This window comes from Pseudomonas sp. 24 E 13 (genome assembly GCF_900004715.1).
Classification (GTDB): Bacteria; Pseudomonadota; Gammaproteobacteria; order Pseudomonadales; family Pseudomonadaceae; genus Aquipseudomonas; species Aquipseudomonas orientalis_A.
This window is the reverse complement of record NZ_CVTO01000150.1, coordinates 89,267-109,526: the sequence shown is the minus strand read 5'-3', so window position 1 is coordinate 109,526 and position 20,260 is coordinate 89,267. Positions and strand designations below refer to the sequence as shown.

Here is a 20,260-nt window from a genome sequence, read left to right as displayed (position 1 = left end):
GTCCTTGACTGAATGAAATACGCGGTGCCTGAACTTGGCGCCATATCTTTCACGCCAATAACCGCTGGATATGCTCCTGCAACGTATCCAGGTCGAACGGCTTGGCCAGAATCGGCGCATTGCGGGTAATCGGGCTGTTGCAGTCGAGGATTTCCTGCGGATAGCCACTGATAAAGATCACTTTCAATTCCGGCCTCACCTTGAGCGCCGGCTCGGCGATCTGCACGCCGGAAATGCCACCGGGCAGGCGGTAATCCGTGACCATCAGGTCCAGGTGCGGTTTGGTGGCGAGAATTTCAAAGGCTTCTTTGCCATTGACGGCCTTCAATACCCGATAACCCAGGCCGGCCAGGTATTCACCCAGCACAAACATAATGGATTCGTCGTCTTCGACGATCAGTACGACATCTTGTGCATCTTCACTCATGGGAAGCCTTCGTCCAGTCGGTAGCTGGTGTTACGACCATGGGGTCACGTAGAGGTTGCGTCGAGCTGACGATTGATTTCATGCCGTTGCCTGCAGTGGCAGACAGACCCGAAACAACGCGCCCTCGCCTATCTGGCTTTCAACCTCGATGGTGCCACCATGGGCCGCGACGATCTGTTCGGAGATGAACAGCCCCAGGCCCAGGCCGGCCGCCGCATGGCTGACGGAAACCCGCTCGAATTGCTGGAAAATGCGCTTCTGGTTGTCCTCGCTGATGCCGATGCCATGGTCGCGCACTTCCACGCAGGCCTCGCCATGTTCTGCATACACCCGCACTTCGATCGGGCTCTTGGCGCCGTAGCGCAAGGCATTGGTCAGCAGGTTGGTGACGACCTGCTCGATGCGAAACTCATCCCAATGGCCCTCGACCGGCTCGTCAGCCAGCAATTGCATCGACGATTCGGCGGCGGCGACCTGCGGCTCGAAGTTATGCACCAAGTTGCGCACCAGTTGCGCCAGGTCGAAGCGCGCCGGGCGTATCGACAGTTTGCCGGTGCGGATGCGCGACACATCGAGCATGTCTTCGATCAGGCGGATCAGGCTCTTGATCTGGCGCTCATCGCGGTCGACCATTGCGTGCATCTTGTCCAGCGTAAAGGCCGCCGCGTTGTCCCGGGCCAGGTGCATCTTGCGCAGCTGGGTTTCCAGGATCAGCCCGTTCAGTGGCGTACGCACTTCGTGGGCGACGATCGACATGAAGTCATCGCGCATGCGCACTGCCTGCTCCAGCTCGGCCTGGGTGGCCTGCAGGCGCGTGAGCAGCAGCTCCTGCTCGCGGCGGCTGCGCTCCAGGGCTTCGACCTGCAGCTTCATCGCCTTGCTCTGGCGATACAGGTCAACGAATACGTTGACCTTGCTTTTCACCGCGTGGATATCCAGCGGCTTGTGCAGGAAATCCACCGCGCCGCTTTCATAACCCTTGAAGGCGTAATTGAGTTCGCGGCCGGCGGCACTGACAAACACAATCGGGATGTTCTTGGTCTTTTCGGTGCCGCGCATCAGTTCGGCCAGTTCGAAACCGTTCATGCCAGGCATCTGCACGTCGAGGATCGCCATGGCGAATTCATGTTCCAGCAACAGGGACAATGCTTCGTCGGCACTCAATGCCTTGAATACCTGGCGGTCTTCACGCTTGATCAGCGCTTCGAGGGCCAGCAGGTTTTCCGGCAGATCGTCGACGATCAGCAGTTTGGCCTGGACAGTACTTAACATGGGGAAGGTTCCAGGGAAGCCAGCAGTGAGCCAATGCGGCTCAAGGAAAGAATATGGTCGGGTGTGTGCAGCGCCAGCGCGGCCAGGGGCATCACGGCAATCCGGGCCTCGACGGGGTCTTGTACAACGGTCGTGCCGCCCGATTGCTTGACATAAGCCAACCCGCGCGCGCCGTCCTGGTTGGCGCCGGTCAGCAGGATCGCGAGCAGGCCTTTTGCGTAGGCATCGGCGGCCGAGGTGAAGAGAAAATCGATGGCCGGCCGGGAATGGTGCACGCGGTCCTCCTGACTCAGCGACAGACTGCGGTCCTGCTCCACCGACAAATGATAGCCGGGACCGGCGAAATACAGGGTACCCGCCTCGATCGACTCCTTGTCCCGCGCCTCCTTCACCGGAATGCGCAAGCGCCGCGCGAAGACTTCGGCCAACTGGCTGCGACGTTCATCCGGCAGGTGCAGCACTGCAATGATCGGCAGGCCGAACGTGTCCGGCAACCCGCCAAAAATACTCAGCAACGCCTCCACGCCGCCGGCGGAAGCGCCGACGACGATGGCTTCAATCCCGTGAATCGGGGGGCTGGCGGCATCGCTCATGATTTGCGGTAGATCCGTTCCTGTTTGACCAAGGGTTCGAATTGCTTGCTGTAGGCTGAAAAATCCAGGGTTTCCTTGCTGCCCAACACCAGAAAGCCGCGATGACACAGTGACTCATGAAACAACCCAAACGCCCTGTCTTGCAAATTTTTATTGAAATAAATCAGTACGTTGCGGCATGAAATTAATTGAGTTTCTGAGAATACACTGTCGGTCGCCAGGCTGTGGTCGGCGAACGTGACGTTCTCGCGCAAGGTCTTGTCGAAGATCGCATTATCGTAAGCTGCGGTGTAGTAGTCGGCAAATGAGCGCTGGCCACCGGCCTGCTGATAGTTGGCGGTGTAGGCGCGCACGTTCTCCAGGGAGAAGATGCCCTGCTTGGCTTTGTCCAGCGAGGCCGGGTTGATGTCGGTGGCGTAGATGATGGTGCGCTCGAGCAAGCCTTCCTCGCGCAGCAGGATCGCCATGGAGTACACCTCCTCGCCGGTGCTGCAGCCGGCGATCCAGATCTTGATCGACGGATAGGTCTTGAGCAACGGCACGACTTCCCGGCGAATCGCCAGAAAGTGCGACGGGTCGCGAAACATCTCGCTCACCGGGATAGTCAGGAACTGCAGCAATTGCATGAACGCCGCCGGATCGTGCAGCACGCGCTCCTGCAGCGCGGAAATGGTCGCACAGTCGAACTGGCGCAAGGCATGGGCCACGCGCCGCTTGACCGACGCACCGGAATAGTCGCGAAAGTCGTAGCTGTACTTGAGGTAAATCGCCTCGATCAACAGGCGCAGCTCGATGTCGCTGCTTTTGTCCAAGAAACTTCGCTCCACTTAAATGCGTTCCATCTTGGGTAACCACACGCGAATCAACGAGAACAGACGGTCCAGATCAATCGGTTTGGCCAGGTAATCGTTGGAACCTGCCGCCAGGCAACGCTCCTGGTCATCTTTCATGGCCTTGGCGGTGACGGCAATAATCGGCAGCTTTTTCCAGCGCGGGTCCTGACGGATCAGCGCGGTCGCTTCGTAGCCATCCATCTCCGGCATCATCACATCCATCAGTACCAGGTCGATATCATCGACCTCATTGAGCTTGTCGATGGCTTCACGACCATTGCGCCCGATCACTACCACGGCGCCTTTATGCTCCAGGGCACTGGTCAGGGCAAAGATATTGCGCACATCGTCGTCCACCAGCAGGATCTTGCGCCCTTCGAACACTTTGTCACGGCTGCGCGCGGTTTTGAGCATCTTCTGGCGGTCATGGGACAGCTGGGATTCGACTTTGTGCAGAAAGAGTGTGACCTCATCGAGCAGGCGCTCCGGGGACCGCGCGCCCTTGATGATGATCGAGCGCGAATACTTGCGCAGCTCGGCTTCTTCGTCGCGTGTCAGGTTGCGCCCGGTATACACGATCACCGGCGGGAACGAGCAGATATCCTCGGTGGCCATGCGCTTGAGCAGCTCGTTACCGAGCATGTCCGGCAGCTTGAGGTCGATGATCATGCAGTCGTAGACGTTGGTGCGCAGCAGGTCCAGCGCCGCCTGGGCGTAACCGACATCGGTGATTTCAATGTCATCGTCGCCGATCAGGCGGGCGATGCTGTCACGTTGCAGGTCGTCGTCTTCCACCAGCAGTACGCGCTTGACCTTTTGCGTCAGCTTGGCTTCCAGGCGCGCGAACACGTCCTTGAGCTCTTCCCGGGTAGTGGGTTTGACCGCGTAACCGATGGCGCCCATGTGCATGGCGGCTTCGACACGGTCTTCCACGGAGATCACATGCACCGGAATGTGCCGGGTATTGGCGTGCTCCTTCAGACGCTGCAGCACGGTCAAGCCGGAATGATCCGGCAGACGCATGTCCAGCAGGATCGCGTCGGGGATGAATTCTTCCGCGAGGCTGTAGCCTTCGTCGGCACCGTGAGCGACCAGGCAGTTGTAGCCCAGCTCGTGGGCCAGGTCGAAGAGGATGCGCGCGAAATTCGGCTCATCTTCCACCACCAGGATGGTGCGGGTGGTGAATGGCGCTTTGTCGCGGTCATCGGCAAAGCGCGGGATCGGTTCGGCATCGGCCGCCGGCAGCGACGCAACCTTGACGGGCACAGGCGCCGGTACCGCCACGGCTTGGCGTGGGGCTTCGATCGGCGCGGCATCTTCGCCGCGTTCGACGTACTGTTCCGGCAATACCAGGGTAAAAATGCTGCCCTTGCCCGGTTCGCTGGTCACGCTGATGTAGCCACCCAGCAAGGTTGCCAGGTCACGGGAAATGGACAGTCCCAGGCCGGTGCCGCCGTAACGCCGATTGGTGGTGCCATCGGCCTGGCGGAAGGCTTCGAAGATGCTTTCCTGTTGATCCTGGGCGATACCTATCCCTGAATCGCGCACGGTAAAGGCGATGCCCTCCCCCGGCGCCCGGGATACCGACAGGCTGACCTGGCCCTGTTCAGTGAACTTGATGGCGTTGGACAGCAGGTTCTTGAGAATCTGCTCCAGACGCTGGCGGTCGGTGAACAGCAGGGTCGGTGAACCTGCCTGCACATCGATCTGGAAGCCCAGCTTGCGATCCCTGGCCAGCGGTTCGAACATGCCGCGCAGGCCGTCCACCAGGCGCTCGACGCTGGAATTTTCCGGACGCACTTCCAACTTGCCGGCTTCTACCTTGGAAATGTCGAGAATGTCGTTGATCAGGTTGAGCAGGTCATTGCCGGCCGAATAGATCGACTCGGCAAACTTGACCTGTTCAGTACTGAGGTTTTCCTGGGGGTTCTCGGCCAGCAACTTGGCCAGGATCAGCGAACTGTTCAGCGGCGTGCGCAGCTCGTGGGACATGTTGGCCAGGAATTCGGACTTGTATTTGCTGGAGCGTTGCAGTTCGTCGGCGCGGTCTTCCAGTTCCAGCTGGACCCGGTTGAGTTCGACGTTCTTGCGGTCCATGGCGTCGCGCTGTTCGGCCAGGGTCTGGGTCTGTTCGGCCAACTGTTCGTTGGTCTGCTCAAGCTCCGCCTGCTGTGTTTCCAGGTGCGCCTGGGACTCCTTGAGGATGCGTGATTGTTCCTCCAACTCTTCGTTGGCGGTCTTGAGTTCTTCCTGCTGCACTTGCAGCTCTTCGTTGAGCTGCTGGGTCTCGGCAAGGACTTCCTGCAAACGCTGGCGATAACGCGCTGCTTCGATGGACGTGCCGATATTGTCGGCGATCAGCTCCAGCAGCTCGACGTCGCGTTCTTCCAACGGGCGCAGGAAGCCCAGTTCGATCACGCCGTTGACGCGGTCGTCGTCGCTGGTCGGCACCACCAGTACGCTGCGGGTGGTGCCCTCGCCCAGCCCCGAGCTGACCTTGAAGTAGTCCACCGGTACGTCGTCCAGGCGGATCAGGCGATCGAGCTGGGCGGCCTGCCCTACGATGCCTTCGTCGCTGTAGATCGACTGTTCCAGCTGCGCCTGTTCGCGGGAGAAGCCGTAGGTGGCGACCCGCCGCAGGCCACCGTGCTCTTCGCGCACATACAACGCCCCCACGGCTGAGCCCATGTATTGAGCGAAGAACTGCAGGATGTTGCGGCCCAGCAGGTTCAAGGTCAGTTGGCCGAGCACCTGTTCGGCCAGTTCGGTTTGGCCATTGCGCAGCCAGGCCTGCTGCTCCAGGCGTTTGGCAATCTTCTGTTGGGACGCGAGGTTTGCGCTGTAGCTACTTGAAAGCGCTAGTAAATTCTTTCTGCCAATGTACGCCAGGAAACCACTGAGGCCGAGTACGAACGCCAGGTACAGCGTGACGCTGAGCACCGTGGTGCGGGTCACTTCCTCGTTACGGGAGATACGGAACTGTTGTTCCATCGATACCGCGTCTTCATATTCCTTGCGAATCTCGTCGGTCAGGCGCTTGCCCCGGCCCGCCTTGACGGCACCACGGAAATCGCCACTGCTGCGCTGCAGTTCAATCATCGACTGCGCGTAGTTGTTCCATTCGGCCTGCAGGGCTTCCAGGCGCTTGAGGCGGTCGACCTGCTGCGGGTTGTCGGCCACCAGCTCCTGCAAATTGCGCAGGTCGGCAATGATCCGCGGCTTGGCCACTTCATAAGGATCGAGGAAATGCTCGTCACCCGTAATCAGGAAGCCGCGCATGCCGGTTTCCAGGTCGACCGTCAGTTTGGACGACTCATTGAGGTTGTTGATGACCCGGTCGGTGTGCTCCACCCACTGGATCACCGACAGTAAATAGGTGATCAGGCACACGAAAAACACCGCGCTGAGCACGCCCACACTCAATGGCAGGGCCACGTTACGGCTCAGGAGTTTACTGAAGCTCTTTTCATCAACTGACGACGCGGGAGTCATGGGCATGCCTTGGCCAAGTGCGGAAAAACCGGGAGTTTGCCCCAAAGTGACGATCAAGACCATTTTTCTGGGACGTTTTTGTACAGATTCCTACAGCAGAACAGGCTATTCTGCCTGGTCTTTTGTACTGCATTGTTTTAACGCCCTGGGAACTTGTGGATAGCCCGCGCTTACTCAAGTACAGGCCTGTGAGAATGGCCAGCGTTAAACACTCGTCTTTTTTTGGGAAAGCCTTTTTATGTCCGCAAATGCCTCCACCATCCTTGTTGTCGAAGACGACGCTATCGTGCGCATGCTGATCGTCGATGTGCTTGAGGAGTTGGAGTTCACGGTGCTTGAGGCTGCTGACGCCGAGGCGGCCCTGTTGATCGTGAAAGACACGGCTCAAGTGATCTCCCTGATGATGACCGACGTCGGCCTGCCCGATATGGACGGCAAGCAACTGGCGGCCAGGGTACGCGAACTGCGCCCCACCCTGCCCATCCTGTTCGCCAGCGGCTATGCCGAGAACATCGATGTGCCCGCCGGCATGCAGGTGATTGGCAAGCCGTTCTCGATCGACCAGTTGCGCGATAAAGTCAAATCGATGCTGCCCTGAATATCCAGTGTCCTTTTGCAGGTTTTAACGTGACGTCCGGGAAAGAAAACAGGAAACTCAGCGCCTGCATCTCCCCGTCAGTCAAAAGAACCCTGGAAGGACGCAACAACATGATTGGACAACCTGCGCGCCTGGTGTTGGCGAGCCTCTCGATACTGCTGAGCACCGGCGCCTGGGCCGACTTTACGGCCACCCCTGCCGAAGCCCGGGCCATTGCCAAGCAAGCCTACTTGTACGGCTACCCTGTGGTTGAGATGTACAAGACGCTCTACACCCAGGCCGTGGACAAAGGCGGGGCCAATTTCAAGGCGCCGTTCAATCGTATCGGCAATAGCGCGCAGGTGTTCACCCCCAAGGACACCGCGTTCACAACCCCGAACGCGGACACGCCCTACTCCTTCGTCTGGATGGATCTGCGCCAGGAACCCCAGGTGCTGACCCTGCCCAAGGTCGAAGACAACCGCTACTACTCGGTGCAGTTGCTCGACCTCTATACCCAGAACATCGCCTACCTGGGCACGCGCAGCACCGGCAACAACGGCGGTCACTACATGATCGCGGGGCCTGACTGGAAGGGTCAGCAGCCCGTCGATATCGACCGCGTGGTCTACAGCGAAAGCAATATCGCCTACGCCTTGTATCGCACGCAGCTGTTCGATGAAAAAGACCTGGGCAAGGTCAGGCAAATCCAGAACGGCTATAAAGTGCAGCCGCTGAGCAGCTATGTGAAACAAGCGGCCCCGGCCAAGGTGCCGAAGATCGAGTGGCCCAAGCCGATGGCGAGCATGAGCGACAGCCCGCAGTTGTTCCGCTACTTGAACTTCATGCTGGCCTTCGCTGCGCCCCAGGACAGTGAAAAAGACCTGCTGGCGCGCTTCGCCACAATCGGCATCGCCCCCGGCGCGCCTTTCAAGCTGAACCAACTGAGCGCCGAACAACGCAAAGCATTGGAGGACGGGATTGCCGATGGCAAGGCCGAGTTCGCCACGTTCAAGAAAGACAAGATTGATACCCATCAAGTCGCCAGCGGCGAGCTGTACGGCAGCCGTGACCGGCTGAACAACAATTACCTGTACCGGTATGCCGGCGCCAACCTGGGGATGTTCGGCAACTCCACCGATGAAGCCGCTTACTTCACCTGGTTCGATGACAGCGAAGGCAAGCCGGCCAACGGCGCACGTCGCAGTTACACCGTGCATTTTGCCAAGGACCAGCTGCCGCCGGCCGATGCGTTCTGGTCGCTGACCATGTACGACGCCAAGACCAAGTTGCTGGTGCCGAACCACAAGAAACGTTACCTGATCAACTCACGCATGCTGCCCGGTCTGAAGCTGGACGCCGACGGCGGCCTGACCCTGGCCCTGCAGCATCATGAGCCACCGAAGGCCGAACAGAGCAACTGGCTGCCCGCTCCGACCGGGCCGTTCTTCGCGGTGCTGCGTATTTACCTGCCCAAGCCCGAAGTCACCAGCGGCCAATGGCAGTTGCCGCCGTTGACGCCGCTCAAGTAGCCCTCCCGGGAATCCATGCACGGCGGGTGGCAATTGACCTACGCTTCCCGCCACGCCAGCTGGTTATTTGAGCGACTCACCCTCAGCCGCGTTCGCGGGGGATCAGGCTCTGCAACTGCGCCGCCAGGAAATTGGCGTCGAACGTGAAGGTGTCCGGGTCTTTCAGGCCATTGGTCTTCTTCCAGAGCCAATCGTTTTGGTCCGCAGGCAATACCAGGGAGACGCTGCCGTGCCGGGCAGCGGTCAGGCCCATTACCGCCACGCGAATATATCCGTCCGTCCCCATCACCTCCGGCACGAACTCCACGCTTTTACCGGTGATCAACACAGTCAACTTCTCGGTCTTGAAAGTCGATGTTTCCACGGGCACGCTCGGCCCACTGGCGACATAGACTTCACGATGCACCTCGAGCAAACCGGCGCTCTTGACCGGTTCCAGCCACTGTTCGACTTGCTCGAACAACTCGCCCAGCTTGTGTGCCCAACGCGCCGACTGCACATCGAATTGCTGTTTTTTATGGGTTTCGCTCTCGGCGTAACGACGAAGCATCTCGCCCAGTTGCTGTACATCGTCCATTGCGGATCTCCTTGGGTGAGTCAGGTTGCGAAGCCCGATCATCGCAGATACGGCTGCCTGGCGTACGAGTTAAAGCTGATTGCAGTCGGTTCGGCAGCAGGCAGCTCATACGTGAGGTGACGGTGTATCGAACGAAGGATGTTCCGCCAGAAGGCGACGCCATTGCATTCGAAACCAGGGGGTAAATTGCGCGTGCGGCTCAGCAAGCCGGGCTGAAATTTCGTCTCGGGTCAGCCACATGGTTTCGCTGACCTCCTCAGGCACAGGTGAAACCACGGTGTCGGACCGAGCCACCAGCACATGACATAATTCGTGCTCGGCACCGATCGAACCAAAGCTGGCGTGGTACTCAAAACGGTAGAGCGCGCGACAGGCAGACCAGACGCCCAACTCTTCGTGCAAACGGCGAGACCCCGCATCCACGATCGACTCACCCTGTGCGGGATGACTGCAGCAAGCATTCGACCAGAAACCGGGCCAGAGCATTTTGCCCGGCGCACGGCGCTGAAGCAGATGACGCCCGTGACTGTCGATCAAATGCACCGAAAACGCGCGATGAAGCCGGCCCACTCCCAAATGGGCCTCGCGCTTGTCGCACACCCCGGTTTGTACATCTTGCGCATCGACTAACACGACATCAGTGGCCATTTTGTATTCCCTGGTGGTATGCCATTGCGGGTTAGAGCACTTGTCCCCACGCGCTGACGAAGGTCAAGGCAGCTTCGGTGAACGCGGGGTCGGCACGGAGAGTGGCCATGCCATCCAGGTCGTCCTGTTCCAGCAGCCCAAGCTTGAGCAGCGCCGGCCCGGCTTGTGCCGTGGTAGAGGCCCAAAACGTATCGGCGGGGCTGTTATCGCCTATACGGCCTTCAAGGGTGCGATGCCGCACGTTGGCAAGGCCCCGATCACGCAGGCGGCACGGGAGTTGGGTGGCCCACAGCATATCGGAGCCAATGGACCGCTCCAGGAGAGTGATCCCGGCTTGGGCCACTTTACGAAACAGCGGGTTTGCAGTTCTCAGGCTCGGTTCAAGACTCACATCCTCTATCACCAACCAACCACCCGGGCGCAGCCAGGTGATGGCTCGCGTCAATAGCGCTTCACGCTCGGTGAGATGACACAGAAGCGCCCGAGCATGCACCACGTCAAAGGACGCGGGCGGGAAGTCATCGGTCGCGGCGTTATGGGCGAGCACCTCAATACCCGGAATATCGGCAAGGAATCGGGTATCGATGTCCGTGGCGGTGACGTTCGCTCCGGGATATCGCCGGCTCAGCCAAGCGGCGAGCGATCCGGCACCGGCGCCCAGATCGAGGATGGCAGGCTTGTCAGGCAACGCCAATTGATTAAAAACCGCTTGGCTCAAGGGGTCAAACGCCCGCTCCAGCGTGCGCAGGCGTGCCAGCTGGCCGGCGTGCTGGTCAGCGAGATAGCTGCGGCTGTAGCCGTGCTCATCGAGGTCGATAGTCGTGGTCACAGTACGACCTCCAGTCGATCCGGGCAGCGATTGAGGAAGCCGCACTCGACAGGCGTGAACCCCGGCGTCCAGCGTACGTTGGGGAAGGCTTGCAGCAGCATGCGGGCGCCGGTGGTGATTTCCATCCGTGCCAGCATGGAACCCAGACAAAAGTGGCGCCCCGCGCCGAAGGCGAAATGACTGGTCGCCTGTTCGGTGCGCGACATGTCGAAGCTGTCCGGGTTGCTGAATTGGTCCGGATCACGGTTGGCCGAGCCAATCAGGCAAGCCAGCGTGGCGCCTGCCGGGATCGTTCCCGAGGGCAGTTGCAGTGATTCACGGGCCTCGCGCAGTACGAGCTGCAACGGCGGATTGCGGCGCAGGGTTTCGGCCAGGGCATTATCCATCAGCCCTGGATTGGCGATCACCGCTGCTTTGACACCAGGTTCGCTCAGCAGGTTGACGATCAGGTTGGCCAGGGCGCCGTGACTGGTTACGCTGCCCGCCGTCATCAGGATCGCGCAGTAAGCCCGCACGAACGTCTCGGACAACGGCTGGCCATCAATCCGTGCCGCCAGCAACTGGGAGATCAGATCGTCTTTGGGCTCCGCGCGGCGAGCGTCGATGTGTGGCTGAATAAAGTCGTAGAAACTGTCTCGGTTGGATAACCCGCCGGTCAGCAGCGCCGGGTCCTGTCGATAATTGCCCATGTAGGCGAAGCCGATGGCACACCACCGCTTCAGCCGCTCTACCTCTTCGCGGGTTTGCGCCGGGAGCCCCAACGCGTGCGCCATCACCCGTACCGGCAGTGCTGCGGTGAAATCGGCAATCAGGTCAACTTGGGGTCGGCCACGCATGCGTGCCAGCAAGTCTGTAGTCACCGAAATGACGGACGCTTGCAGCGTTGCAAGGGCTTTGCCACGAAACGAGGGGCTGAGCAATGCGCGATGCTGGGCGTGTTCACAGCCGTCCATGGTGACAATGGTGTGGCCCAGCAGCGGTCCGATCTGCCAGTTGTAATTATTGTTGCTGACGTCCGGATGGGTCAGGGCCGCTTTGACATCCACATGCCGGCTGACCAGCCACACGTCGGTGGGTTCGTCGTAAGCGATCGGCAGCCGGGTACGCAACTGCTCATACAACGGGTAGGGGTCAAGTTCGAACTGTCGGGATTTCAACGTTGGAGGGGTAAGTTCCAGGTCGACCTGCCGATTGTTCCGTACCCCGCAATCGTCGGCGTGCAGGTGATAGCGAGAGACGCTGCGGTGCCAGTCGCCTGCCGCCCGGATAACCTGGCGCAGCCGGTCCGGGTCATTCGCCGCACCTGACGCGGGTTTTGCGCACTGGGCGGCGACTGCGGTGAACTGCGCCACTGCCGTGTTCACCATCTGATGGGCGGATTCCAGCGCGGCGGGCCACTCCATGCCGCCGGCGTTCGCAAGGATCGACACCAGGTTGAAGCGCTCACCGCAGACCACGTCTTTGGCGATCGAATGAATGTCGTTTGTCCAGGCAATGAGATCGGCAGCGTGCTCGCGCAAGGTGGTCCACGCTTGAGCCTGGGCGGCAGGCGCGTACGGGTCGAGGGTTTCGGCTGCGTCGATAAGGTCAAAGAAGAACAGCGCGCCGAACGAATCCCGGCGCAATGGCAGGTATTGGGTCAAGGTGAGCGCCGTGTCGGTCTCCCGCACGTGCACGAGCGTGGCCTGCGCGCGCAAATGCCGAATCAGATGTCGCACCAGCCTGCCCCGCCAACGATCGTCTCCCCAGCAGCGCGTGCGAGGCCAAAGATCATCGACCAGAACCGCGAGCATCGGGTCCTCGAATCGGCTGTTTTCGCCTGATTGAGCGTCGCTCTCGGTCAAGGACTGCACCGACGTGATGAAACGCTCCAGCGCTCCGTTTTCCGCCCAGGGCCCATCATCGATACGGTCATCCAGCGTCAGGGCCCACAGGTACCAGCACACCAGGATCTCGGCGCGGTGCGTGGGCGCCCTGCCGCATAACGCCACGCCCAGATCGAGCAGCGCCGTAGTGCTCAACCGATGCGCGCCACGGCGACCGATCAAACCATGTCGCTGCGCCCAGGCGAGGGCCTGGGTACGTAATTGTTCGTGGTCAGAGCGAGGTGGCGGTGCAGCGAAAGGAAACTGAATCTCGGGAATGATGAGGAGCTGCGGCGGTAGATGATCTCTCGGGTTGGGGCCGGAGCCCCCCTCGCGGTATGGCGGTGCCATGATGGGCTCCTGTTGGATGAACGTTCAATAAGGTCGGACCTTATCGAAAACCAACCACCCAGGATGCAGTGATTGTCTAATTATCCCCCAGGCAAAGGTAGCTCTAGGGGGTAGGAAAAAAGACCTGACCTCCCCGTAAACATCGGCGCTTCCAACAGGCGAGCGTGAGTCCACTTAACCTTACTGAACTGCTCCGGTGAATTGGTCGGCAACTGCCTATGACTAATCCACTTTCGGTGGGTATGGTGACGTGACATTCCCCTGTCCGGAGCATCGCATGCGCACCATCGGCCTTATCGGCGGCATGAGCTGGGAGTCCAGTGCCGAGTATTACCGCATCATCAACCAGCAAGTACGCGACCGGCTTGGCCCGCTGCGTTCGGCGCAGCTGTTGATGTACAGCGTGGACTTCGGCCCGGTGGAACAGGCCCAGCACGCCGGGCGCTGGGATGATGCCGCGCAGATCCTGGAAGACGCCGCGCGCCGTCTGCAGGCCGGCGGCGCCGAGTGTGTGGTGTTGTGTACCAACACCATGCACCGGGTGGCGCCACGTATTGAGGCGGCGGTGTCGATTCCCTTCCTGCATATCGCCGATGCGACCGGGGCTGCGGCCCTGCAAGCCGGCACCTTGACCGTGGGCTTGCTTGGCACTGCATTCACCATGGAACAGGACTTCCTCAAGGCCCGCCTGATCGCGCAGGGCCTGACTGTGCTGGTGCCGGATGCGGATGAACGCAAGGACGTGCACCGGATCATTTATGAAGAGTTATGTGTGGGGGTAATCAGCGACTCATCACGCGCCGTCTACCAGCGGGTGATCGAGTCCCTGGCCGCGCGCGGCGCCCAGGCGGTGATTCTTGGCTGTACGGAAATCAGCCTGCTGATCAAGCCCGAGCACAGCGACCTGCCGCTGCTGGACACCACCGGGCTGCATGCGCGGGCTGCGGTGGCGTTTGCGCTGGAGGATTAAACCGGCTTGCGCAGGCGCGCCATGCTCAGGGTATCGACGAACACACCGTCACGCAGGGCGTAGTCGCGCAGACGCCCTTCGACCTCGAAGCCGAATTTACGATACAGGTTGTGTGCCGCTTCGTTGTCGGCGAACACCGTGAGTTCTACGCGGTGCAGGTTCATCCAGTTGTCGGCCACGTCCAGCGCGGCCGTCAACAGCTTCGAGCCGATGCCCCTGCCCTGCCACGCCGTCGCCACGCCCATGCCGAAATACCCCGCATGCGCCTGGCGCACCCGCAGGTACTGTTCCAACCCCAACTGGCCAATCACTTCGCCGCCGTGCAGCGCCACCAATTGCAGTCGGCGCTCGTTATCCATCACCAGGCGTTTGCGCCACGCTTCCACCGACTGGAAAGGCATCTGCAGCACCTGGCGGCATACCGCCGGTTCGTTGTAGAGCGCCGTGACGCCCTCAAGGTGGGCCTCGGTGAAGCGCTGGATCACGATAGGGAGGTCAGGCGTGTGCATGGTGTTTCATCCTTTGAAAGACACGTGGCCGATTAGTGTAGGAGCAACGTCGTCGTCCTGGCGAGCCCTTTACCTTGCGTGTGCCAGGGCGGGTCGCAGGCTGGCTGGGTACTATCGGAAGGTGCTGACCGAACAACCGATACGGTCCTACATTCACGGCACGCTTTACTTGCAAAACTCCGGCGCGTCCAACCACGCACCCGAGTGTCTGCCAATTGATAAAACAACGAACGCTATCAGCCTGCTTTTTTGTCGCTGTGCTATTGGGGGGCAGCGCCTGTGCGACAAAGCAACCGCCTGAGTGGGGTATCCGCTGGCTACCGGACTGCGCCGGCCGGCCCTTCAGCGGGCTGGATCCGGAGGTGGTCGCCAGGACGCAATGCGGCATCGCCACCGTGCCGCTGGACCACATGCACCCCACGCGCGGCAGTCTCAAGCTGGACGTCACCCGCGTTGGCGCGCTGCTGCCCGCTGAGCGCGAAGGTGCGCTATTCACCCATCCGGGCGGGCCTGGGGCCGAGGCCGACGGGTTCACTGTGCTGCTGGTTTCCCAATGGAAAGGCTACGCCGATCAGCCACAGGGTGAGGCCTATCGGCACCTGCTCAATACCTACGATGTGATTGGAATTACACCGCGAGGGATGGGCAGTGACCCGCAATCGCAACTGGTGTGCCGATCCGACGAGGAAATCGTTGCGCAAAACGACATCACCGAAGATCGCAGTCCGGCCAATATCGAGGCTATCCGGCATAACGCCGGCGTACTGGCCCGGGGCTGCGCCGGCCAGCGCCTGGCGCCTTATATCAATACCGAACAGACGGCGCGGGACATAGAGCTGGTACGTGTGCTGCTCAACGAACCCCAGCTCAATTACGTCGGCAACGCTTACGGCACATGGCTGGGTGCCTGGTACGCCGGGTTGTTTCCAAAGCAGGTCGGGCGCATGGTACTCGACTCGAGTACGGACTGGACCGCCACCTTCCAGGACGCCTCGTTGGTTCAGGCGCCGGAAAAAGAACGCGTGTTCGCGCGATTTGTTGCCCGGCGCGCCGCCGACGATCCGCACCGCTACCAGATGGGCAGCACCCCGAAGGCAATAGGCGCGGTTTTTCTCGACCTGTTGCCTCCGGTCAGGGTGGCGCTGCGCTCGGACAACGCGTACTACAGCGCGCCCGAATACCTGATGGCGGCCCGCGTACTCAGTCAGTGGCTGCGTGAATCGCCAGGCCTGCCGGACGCCAGGCTGTTGGCCAACGCCCGCGCCCATCGATTCAGCCCCGACCCTGGCGTCAATGCGGCGGCGAAACAGGCCTTTATACGCCTGCTCTACGTCACTCGCCGCCCGTCACCGTGGAATGGTCTGGCGCTCGGCCCCCTGGAGCTTACGCCCAGGCAGTCTGTGCGTAGCACAGTGTTATGCAACGATTCAGTCTCGGCAGACGATGCATTCTGGACCGAACAGGAAAACCAGTACGCCATTCAGTATCCGGTGGGCGGCAGTTTCTTCCCGGCGAGGCATTGCGCCGAGTGGCGCGGCCAACCGCTTGACGGGGTGCCGCAGCGCAAGCTGGCGCAGGTCGACGGTCTGTTTATGGTTCAGGCCGAATATGACGATCAGACGCCCGCAGCAGGTGCCATCAAAGCGTTCAGAAGCGTGCCCGCCGCGCACATGACGCTGCTCAAGGGCGCCTACCGACACGGCGTTTCGTCCTCCGGGTCCAATGCGTGCGTGAACAAGAATGTCGGAGATTTCCTGGCCTATGGACGTAAACCAGACCGCTTCTCGATCTGCTACGAATCACCCTGATCCCGGGTTCAGCCTCGCAGCGCTGTGCGCCAAAGCCGGGCGATATCCGCCGCACGCTCGCGCAACAGTCGCGGCGCCTCGCTGCACGCCTGCTCCAGGCTCATCGGCGCCGATGGCAACGCAAACGCGGCATCCACGCCGTGGGCGTACATTTGCTCGTAGCCTTCGCCCAGGGTTCCGGCAATCACGATCACCGGGACCTGGTGATGGCGCGCGATACGCGCCACGCCAAACGGGGTTTTACCGCGCAGGGTCTGGGCGTCGAAGCGGCCTTCGCCGGTGATGACCAGGTCGGCACCGCGCACGGCGGCGTCCAGCCCGACCAACTCGGCCACCACCTCAACACCGGCACGAAACTGTGCACCCAGAAACGCCTTGGCGGCAAACCCCAGGCCACCGGCGGCGCCGCTGCCGGGTTCGTCGCGCACGTCTCCGGGCAGCACTCGCGCGCAGTGGTCGGCAAAATGACCGAGAGCGGCATCCAGCTTTTGAACCTGCTCGGGAGTGGCGCCTTTCTGCGGGCCGAAAATCGCCGAGGCGCCATGGGCCCCGCACAACGGGTTATTTACATCCGCGGCGATTTCAACGCGCAACTGAGCCAGACGCGAATCGAGGTTTTCCAGGCTGATGCGGGCCAGGCCTGCCAACGCCAGGCCTCCAGGTGCCAGCGGCTGATCCTGGGCATCGAACAACTGCACCCCGAGCGCTTGCATCGCACCCGCACCGCCATCATTGGTCGCACTGCCACCAATTGCCAGAATGATGCGTCGGGCGCCCAGATCAAGGGCCGCGCGGATCAGTTCGCCGGTGCCATAGGTGCTGCTGGAACACGCATCGCGCTGGCCCGGTGCAACCAGCTGCAGGCCGCTGGCCTCAGCCATTTCGAGGATCGCGGTGTGGCTGTCGGCCAACCATCCCCAGTGCGCCTGTACCGCAGCGCCCAGCGGCCCGCGCACGGTGTGGCTGCGCAGCTGGCCGTTACACGCAGCGAGCACTGCCGCGACCGTGCCTTCACCGCCATCCGCCATCGGGCATTGCACCAGCTGCGCGTCAGGCCAGACCTGAACCAGGCCATCGGCAATGGCCTGGGCGACCCGTTCGGCACTGAGGCTGTCCTTGAACGAGTCGGGGGCGATGATGATTTTCATGGGCGTTCTCCGTTTTTTATAACGCCCATGCTGACAGTTGGCACCGCCGCTGACGCCAGTCCGCTGCACAAGTGCGGGTGAGGTTTGTTGTTCATTCTTACAAAGCCTGGGGCAACAACTGCACGCCCAGGTACAGCGCAAGCATGCCGTCCAGAGTCAGCGGGTCGACGCCGCTCAGTTCGGCGATCCTTTCCATGCGGTAGCGCAGGCTGTTGCGGTGAATGCCCAGGGCGTCGGCGCAGGCCTGGCTTTGCCCGTCGTGCTCGCACCAACTGCGCAGCGTGGCCAGCAGTTGGCCGTTGCTGTCCCTGGCGAGGACTTTGCGCAGCGGGTTGAGCAGTTCGTCCAGGGCGTCATCGTTGCGGTGGCGCCAGAGCATGACCGGCAGGCGATAGCGGTTGAGGAGCAACAGGCGCGCGTGGGGCAGGATATCGCGACCGTAGGCCAGCAAGTCACCGACGCGGCGGTAGCAGCGGCGCAGGCCGGCCAGTCCTTGCGCCTGCCCGCCTACGGCCACCCGCAGGATATTCCAGCCCAGGCCGTCGAGCTTTTCCAGCAGGCGTGGGTCGTCGACTTGCAGGGCGGCGGGACGGCACCAGAGCAGGGAAAACTGCGCGGAGCTCACGCACCAGCTGTCCGGATAACGCGACATCAGCCAGACGCTCAAGGCCTCGGCCGACTGCCCCGCGCCCAGTTCGAACAGGTACGGCGTGCGTGCCAGTTGTGGCTTGAGGCCCAACTGTTGCGCTTCGTCGACCAGGCGCGGCGAGTCGCCCGTGTCGGCCAACAGCAAGGCCAGCAGATCGTCACAGCGCTGGCGTCGCCATTGCAGCTCGGCCTGCTGGTGCCGCTGGCTGACCAGCATTTCGGCGGTCATGCGCACCAGTTCGGCGTAGGTGCGCAACCCGTCCGGTTCGCCGGTGATACCCAGTACGCCGATCAGGCGCTGGTCATGCATCAGCGGCAGGTTGATGCCCGGCAACACGCCCTTGAGGTGTTTGGCGGTCTGCCCGTCGATTTCCACCACGCGCCCGTTGGCCAGCACCAGTTGCGCGCCTTCGTGACGGGTGTTGATGCGCTCCGGCTCGCCGCTGCCGAGAATCAGGCCTTGGTTGTCCATCACGTTGACGTTGTAGGGCAGGATCGCCATGGTGCGATCGACGATATCCTGGGCCAGTTCATGATCCAGCTCGAACATGGGGGCTATTTTCCTCGAAACGGGTTGGTCAGCGGCACAGCGCAAAGCGGGCTTGACTGTGCGCGAGCACAAAGACAGTTGCCCATCGCCTCACCGAGACTGTTCAAGCGATCAACGTTACCCTCGCATCGCCAAAAATCATAATAAAGAGAGACTCGCCATGTCACAGAGCGCCGCTGCAGCACTGGCCACCGATGACGATAAAAACGCCATCTACAAGCGCGTAACCCTGCGCCTGATTCCCTTCATTTTTATCTGCTACCTGTTCAACTACCTTGACCGGGTCAACGTTGGCTTTGCCAAGTTGCAGATGCTCGACGCGTTGAAATTCAGTGAAACCGTGTACGGCCTGGGTGCCGGGATTTTCTTTATCGGCTACGTGCTGTGTGGCGTGCCGAGCAACCTGGCGCTGACCCGGTTCGGGCCAAGGCGCTGGATCGCGCTGATGATGATCGTGTGGGGCACCCTGTCCACATGCCTGCTGTTCGTGACCACGCCGACGCATTTCTATACCTTGCGCCTGTTTACCGGTGCCGCCGAAGCGGGCTTCTTTCCCGGCGTGGTGCTGTATCTCTCGCAGTGGTTTCCAACCTTTCGCCGTGGCCGGATCATGGCGCTGTTCATGTCGGCGATTCCGGTTTCCGGCCTGCTCGGCAGCCCGTTCTCCGGCTGGATTCTCAATCACTTCGCGGCCGGCCAGGGTGGCCTTGCCGGGTGGCAGTGGATGTTCCTGTTGCAAGGCATCCCCACCGTGATCCTCGGCGCCCTCGCCTACTTCCTGCTCAGCGACAGCTTCGCCAACGCCAAGTGGCTCAAGCCCCACGAACGCGCGCTGCTGGAAGCCGACCAGGCCATCGACCTGGCGAACAAGCCGAAAACCACCACCGACTCCCTGGCCGAGGTCTTCAAGAACCCGGCGATCTGGGCGTTCGGCCTGATCTACTTCTGCATCCAGAGCGGCGTCTATGCGATCAACTTCTGGCTGCCATCGATCATCAAGAGCCTGGGGTTCAGCGATAACCTGGTGATTGGCTGGCTCAGTGCGATCCCGTACCTGCTGGCGGCCGTATTCATGTTGGTGGTGGGCCGCTCGGCCGACCTGCGCAAAGAGCGTCGTTGGCACCTGGTGGTACCGATGCTGATGGGCGCGATTGGCCTGGTCATCGCGGTGAACTTCGCCACCACTCCGGCGATCGCCATCCTCGGCCTGACCATCGCCACCATGGGCGCCCTCACCGGCCTGCCGATGTTCTGGCCGGTGCCCACCGCCATGCTCAGCGCGGGCGCCGCGGCCGGCGGGCTGGCACTGATCAACTCCATGGGCCAGATGGCCGGGTTTCTGAGCCCCTACATCGTCGGCTTCGTCAAAGATGCAACAGGGTCCACGGACATGGCGCTGTACCTGCTGGCGGCGGTCATCGTCGCCGGCAGCGTGCTGGCGTTACGGATGACGCGCACCTTGAAGGTTTAAAACGCCCCATGGGGGCATAGGTACTACACAACCCTGCAGCCCCCAAACGTAACCACGATGCGAAGCGAGCCGCTCTTGATCTTGATCTGCTCTTGATCTTAGGCGCCCCGTTAAACCACGCTGGCCGAACGCAGGCTTGAATCCGTGGGTAACCCGGCAG

17 protein-coding genes are annotated in these 20,260 nt (G+C 61.3%); 5 read left to right on the top strand and 12 right to left on the bottom strand.

Annotated features, from left to right (window positions below; all coding sequences use genetic code 11):
* Positions 1 to 49: 49 nt before the first annotated feature.
* From BFP90_RS22020 to BFP90_RS22000, 5 genes are all read right to left on the bottom strand, one after another.
* The gene (locus BFP90_RS22020; RefSeq protein WP_017528049.1) at positions 50 to 427 is read right to left on the bottom strand and encodes a response regulator; all 378 of its coding nucleotides are present in this window, start codon (positions 425 to 427) and stop codon (positions 50 to 52) included.
* Between the two features lie 78 nt (positions 428 to 505).
* A complete protein-coding gene (locus BFP90_RS22015; RefSeq protein WP_065897980.1) occupies positions 506 to 1,699 on the bottom strand; it encodes a hybrid sensor histidine kinase/response regulator in 1,194 nt (397 codons plus the stop codon).
* Positions 1,693 to 2,292: a chemotaxis protein CheB gene (locus BFP90_RS22010; RefSeq protein ID WP_065892764.1), complete on the bottom strand. Its 600-nt coding sequence runs from the start codon at positions 2,290 to 2,292 to the stop codon at positions 1,693 to 1,695. Before BFP90_RS22010 ends, BFP90_RS22015 begins: the two co-directional genes overlap by 7 nt.
* Complete coding sequence (locus BFP90_RS22005; RefSeq protein WP_170827544.1) at positions 2,289 to 3,119, bottom strand: CheR family methyltransferase; 831 nt, start codon at positions 3,117 to 3,119, stop codon at positions 2,289 to 2,291. The genes BFP90_RS22010 and BFP90_RS22005 overlap by 4 nt, the downstream gene beginning before the upstream one ends.
* Positions 3,120 to 6,617 carry a response regulator gene (locus BFP90_RS22000; protein WP_065897979.1) on the bottom strand — a complete coding sequence of 1,166 codons (3,498 nt, stop codon included), beginning with the start codon at positions 6,615 to 6,617 and terminating at the stop codon, positions 3,120 to 3,122.
* Between the two features lie 238 nt (positions 6,618 to 6,855).
* Between BFP90_RS22000 and BFP90_RS21995 the strand changes: the two genes are divergently transcribed.
* A complete protein-coding gene (locus tag BFP90_RS21995; RefSeq protein ID WP_065892766.1) occupies positions 6,856 to 7,215 on the top strand; it encodes a response regulator in 360 nt (119 codons plus the stop codon).
* 110 nt (positions 7,216 to 7,325) lie between these two features.
* The gene (locus BFP90_RS21990; RefSeq protein WP_065897978.1) at positions 7,326 to 8,726 is read left to right on the top strand and encodes a DUF1254 domain-containing protein; all 1,401 of its coding nucleotides are present in this window, start codon (positions 7,326 to 7,328) and stop codon (positions 8,724 to 8,726) included.
* Positions 8,727 to 8,808: 82 nt separating this feature from the next.
* On the opposite strand, the gene BFP90_RS21985 is transcribed toward BFP90_RS21990, so the two are convergent.
* The 4 genes from BFP90_RS21985 to BFP90_RS21970 all read right to left on the bottom strand — a co-directional run bounded on the left by BFP90_RS21985 (position 8,809) and on the right by BFP90_RS21970 (position 12,996).
* A complete protein-coding gene (locus BFP90_RS21985; RefSeq protein ID WP_065897977.1) occupies positions 8,809 to 9,303 on the bottom strand; it encodes a hypothetical protein in 495 nt (164 codons plus the stop codon).
* Between the two features lie 105 nt (positions 9,304 to 9,408).
* Positions 9,409 to 9,951 (bottom strand): isopentenyl-diphosphate Delta-isomerase, encoded by a 543-nt coding sequence (gene idi, locus BFP90_RS27715; protein WP_083203301.1) that lies wholly within the window; start codon positions 9,949 to 9,951, stop codon positions 9,409 to 9,411.
* A gap of 31 nt (positions 9,952 to 9,982) precedes the next feature.
* Positions 9,983 to 10,780: a class I SAM-dependent methyltransferase gene (locus BFP90_RS21975; RefSeq protein WP_065892770.1), complete on the bottom strand. Its 798-nt coding sequence runs from the start codon at positions 10,778 to 10,780 to the stop codon at positions 9,983 to 9,985.
* On the bottom strand, positions 10,777 to 12,996 hold the full coding sequence (locus BFP90_RS21970) for a cytochrome P450 (RefSeq protein WP_065897975.1): 2,220 nt from the start codon (positions 12,994 to 12,996) through the stop codon (positions 10,777 to 10,779). The genes BFP90_RS21975 and BFP90_RS21970 overlap by 4 nt, the downstream gene beginning before the upstream one ends.
* A 277-nt stretch (positions 12,997 to 13,273) precedes the next feature.
* Here BFP90_RS21970 and BFP90_RS21965 point away from each other — a divergent pair, with 277 nt between their 5' ends.
* Positions 13,274 to 13,966 (top strand): aspartate/glutamate racemase family protein, encoded by a 693-nt coding sequence (locus BFP90_RS21965; protein ID WP_065897974.1) that lies wholly within the window; start codon positions 13,274 to 13,276, stop codon positions 13,964 to 13,966.
* Here the strand turns inward: BFP90_RS21965 and BFP90_RS21960 are convergent.
* A complete protein-coding gene (locus BFP90_RS21960; protein ID WP_065892772.1) occupies positions 13,963 to 14,475 on the bottom strand; it encodes a GNAT family N-acetyltransferase in 513 nt (170 codons plus the stop codon). The two genes, BFP90_RS21965 and BFP90_RS21960, sit on opposite strands and share 4 nt — an antisense overlap.
* Positions 14,476 to 14,837: 362 nt before the next feature.
* Here BFP90_RS21960 and BFP90_RS21955 point away from each other — a divergent pair, with 362 nt between their 5' ends.
* Positions 14,838 to 16,283 carry an alpha/beta fold hydrolase gene (locus tag BFP90_RS21955; RefSeq protein ID WP_176718063.1) on the top strand — a complete coding sequence of 482 codons (1,446 nt, stop codon included), beginning with the start codon at positions 14,838 to 14,840 and terminating at the stop codon, positions 16,281 to 16,283.
* 8 nt (positions 16,284 to 16,291) lie between these two features.
* Here the strand turns inward: BFP90_RS21955 and BFP90_RS21950 are convergent, their stop codons facing one another.
* Both BFP90_RS21950 and BFP90_RS21945 read right to left on the bottom strand, forming a co-directional pair.
* Positions 16,292 to 17,431 (bottom strand): glycerate kinase, encoded by a 1,140-nt coding sequence (locus BFP90_RS21950; RefSeq protein ID WP_065897973.1) that lies wholly within the window; start codon positions 17,429 to 17,431, stop codon positions 16,292 to 16,294.
* A gap of 97 nt (positions 17,432 to 17,528) precedes the next feature.
* Entirely contained in the window at positions 17,529 to 18,629 is a 1,101-nt protein-coding gene (locus BFP90_RS21945) for a sugar diacid recognition domain-containing protein (protein WP_065897972.1), read from the bottom strand.
* Positions 18,630 to 18,789: 160 nt separating this feature from the next.
* Between BFP90_RS21945 and BFP90_RS21940 the strand changes: the two genes are divergently transcribed.
* Positions 18,790 to 20,100, top strand: coding sequence for an MFS transporter (locus BFP90_RS21940; protein ID WP_065892775.1), 1,311 nt, complete (start codon positions 18,790 to 18,792; stop codon positions 20,098 to 20,100).
* Positions 20,101 to 20,260 lie beyond the last annotated feature (160 nt).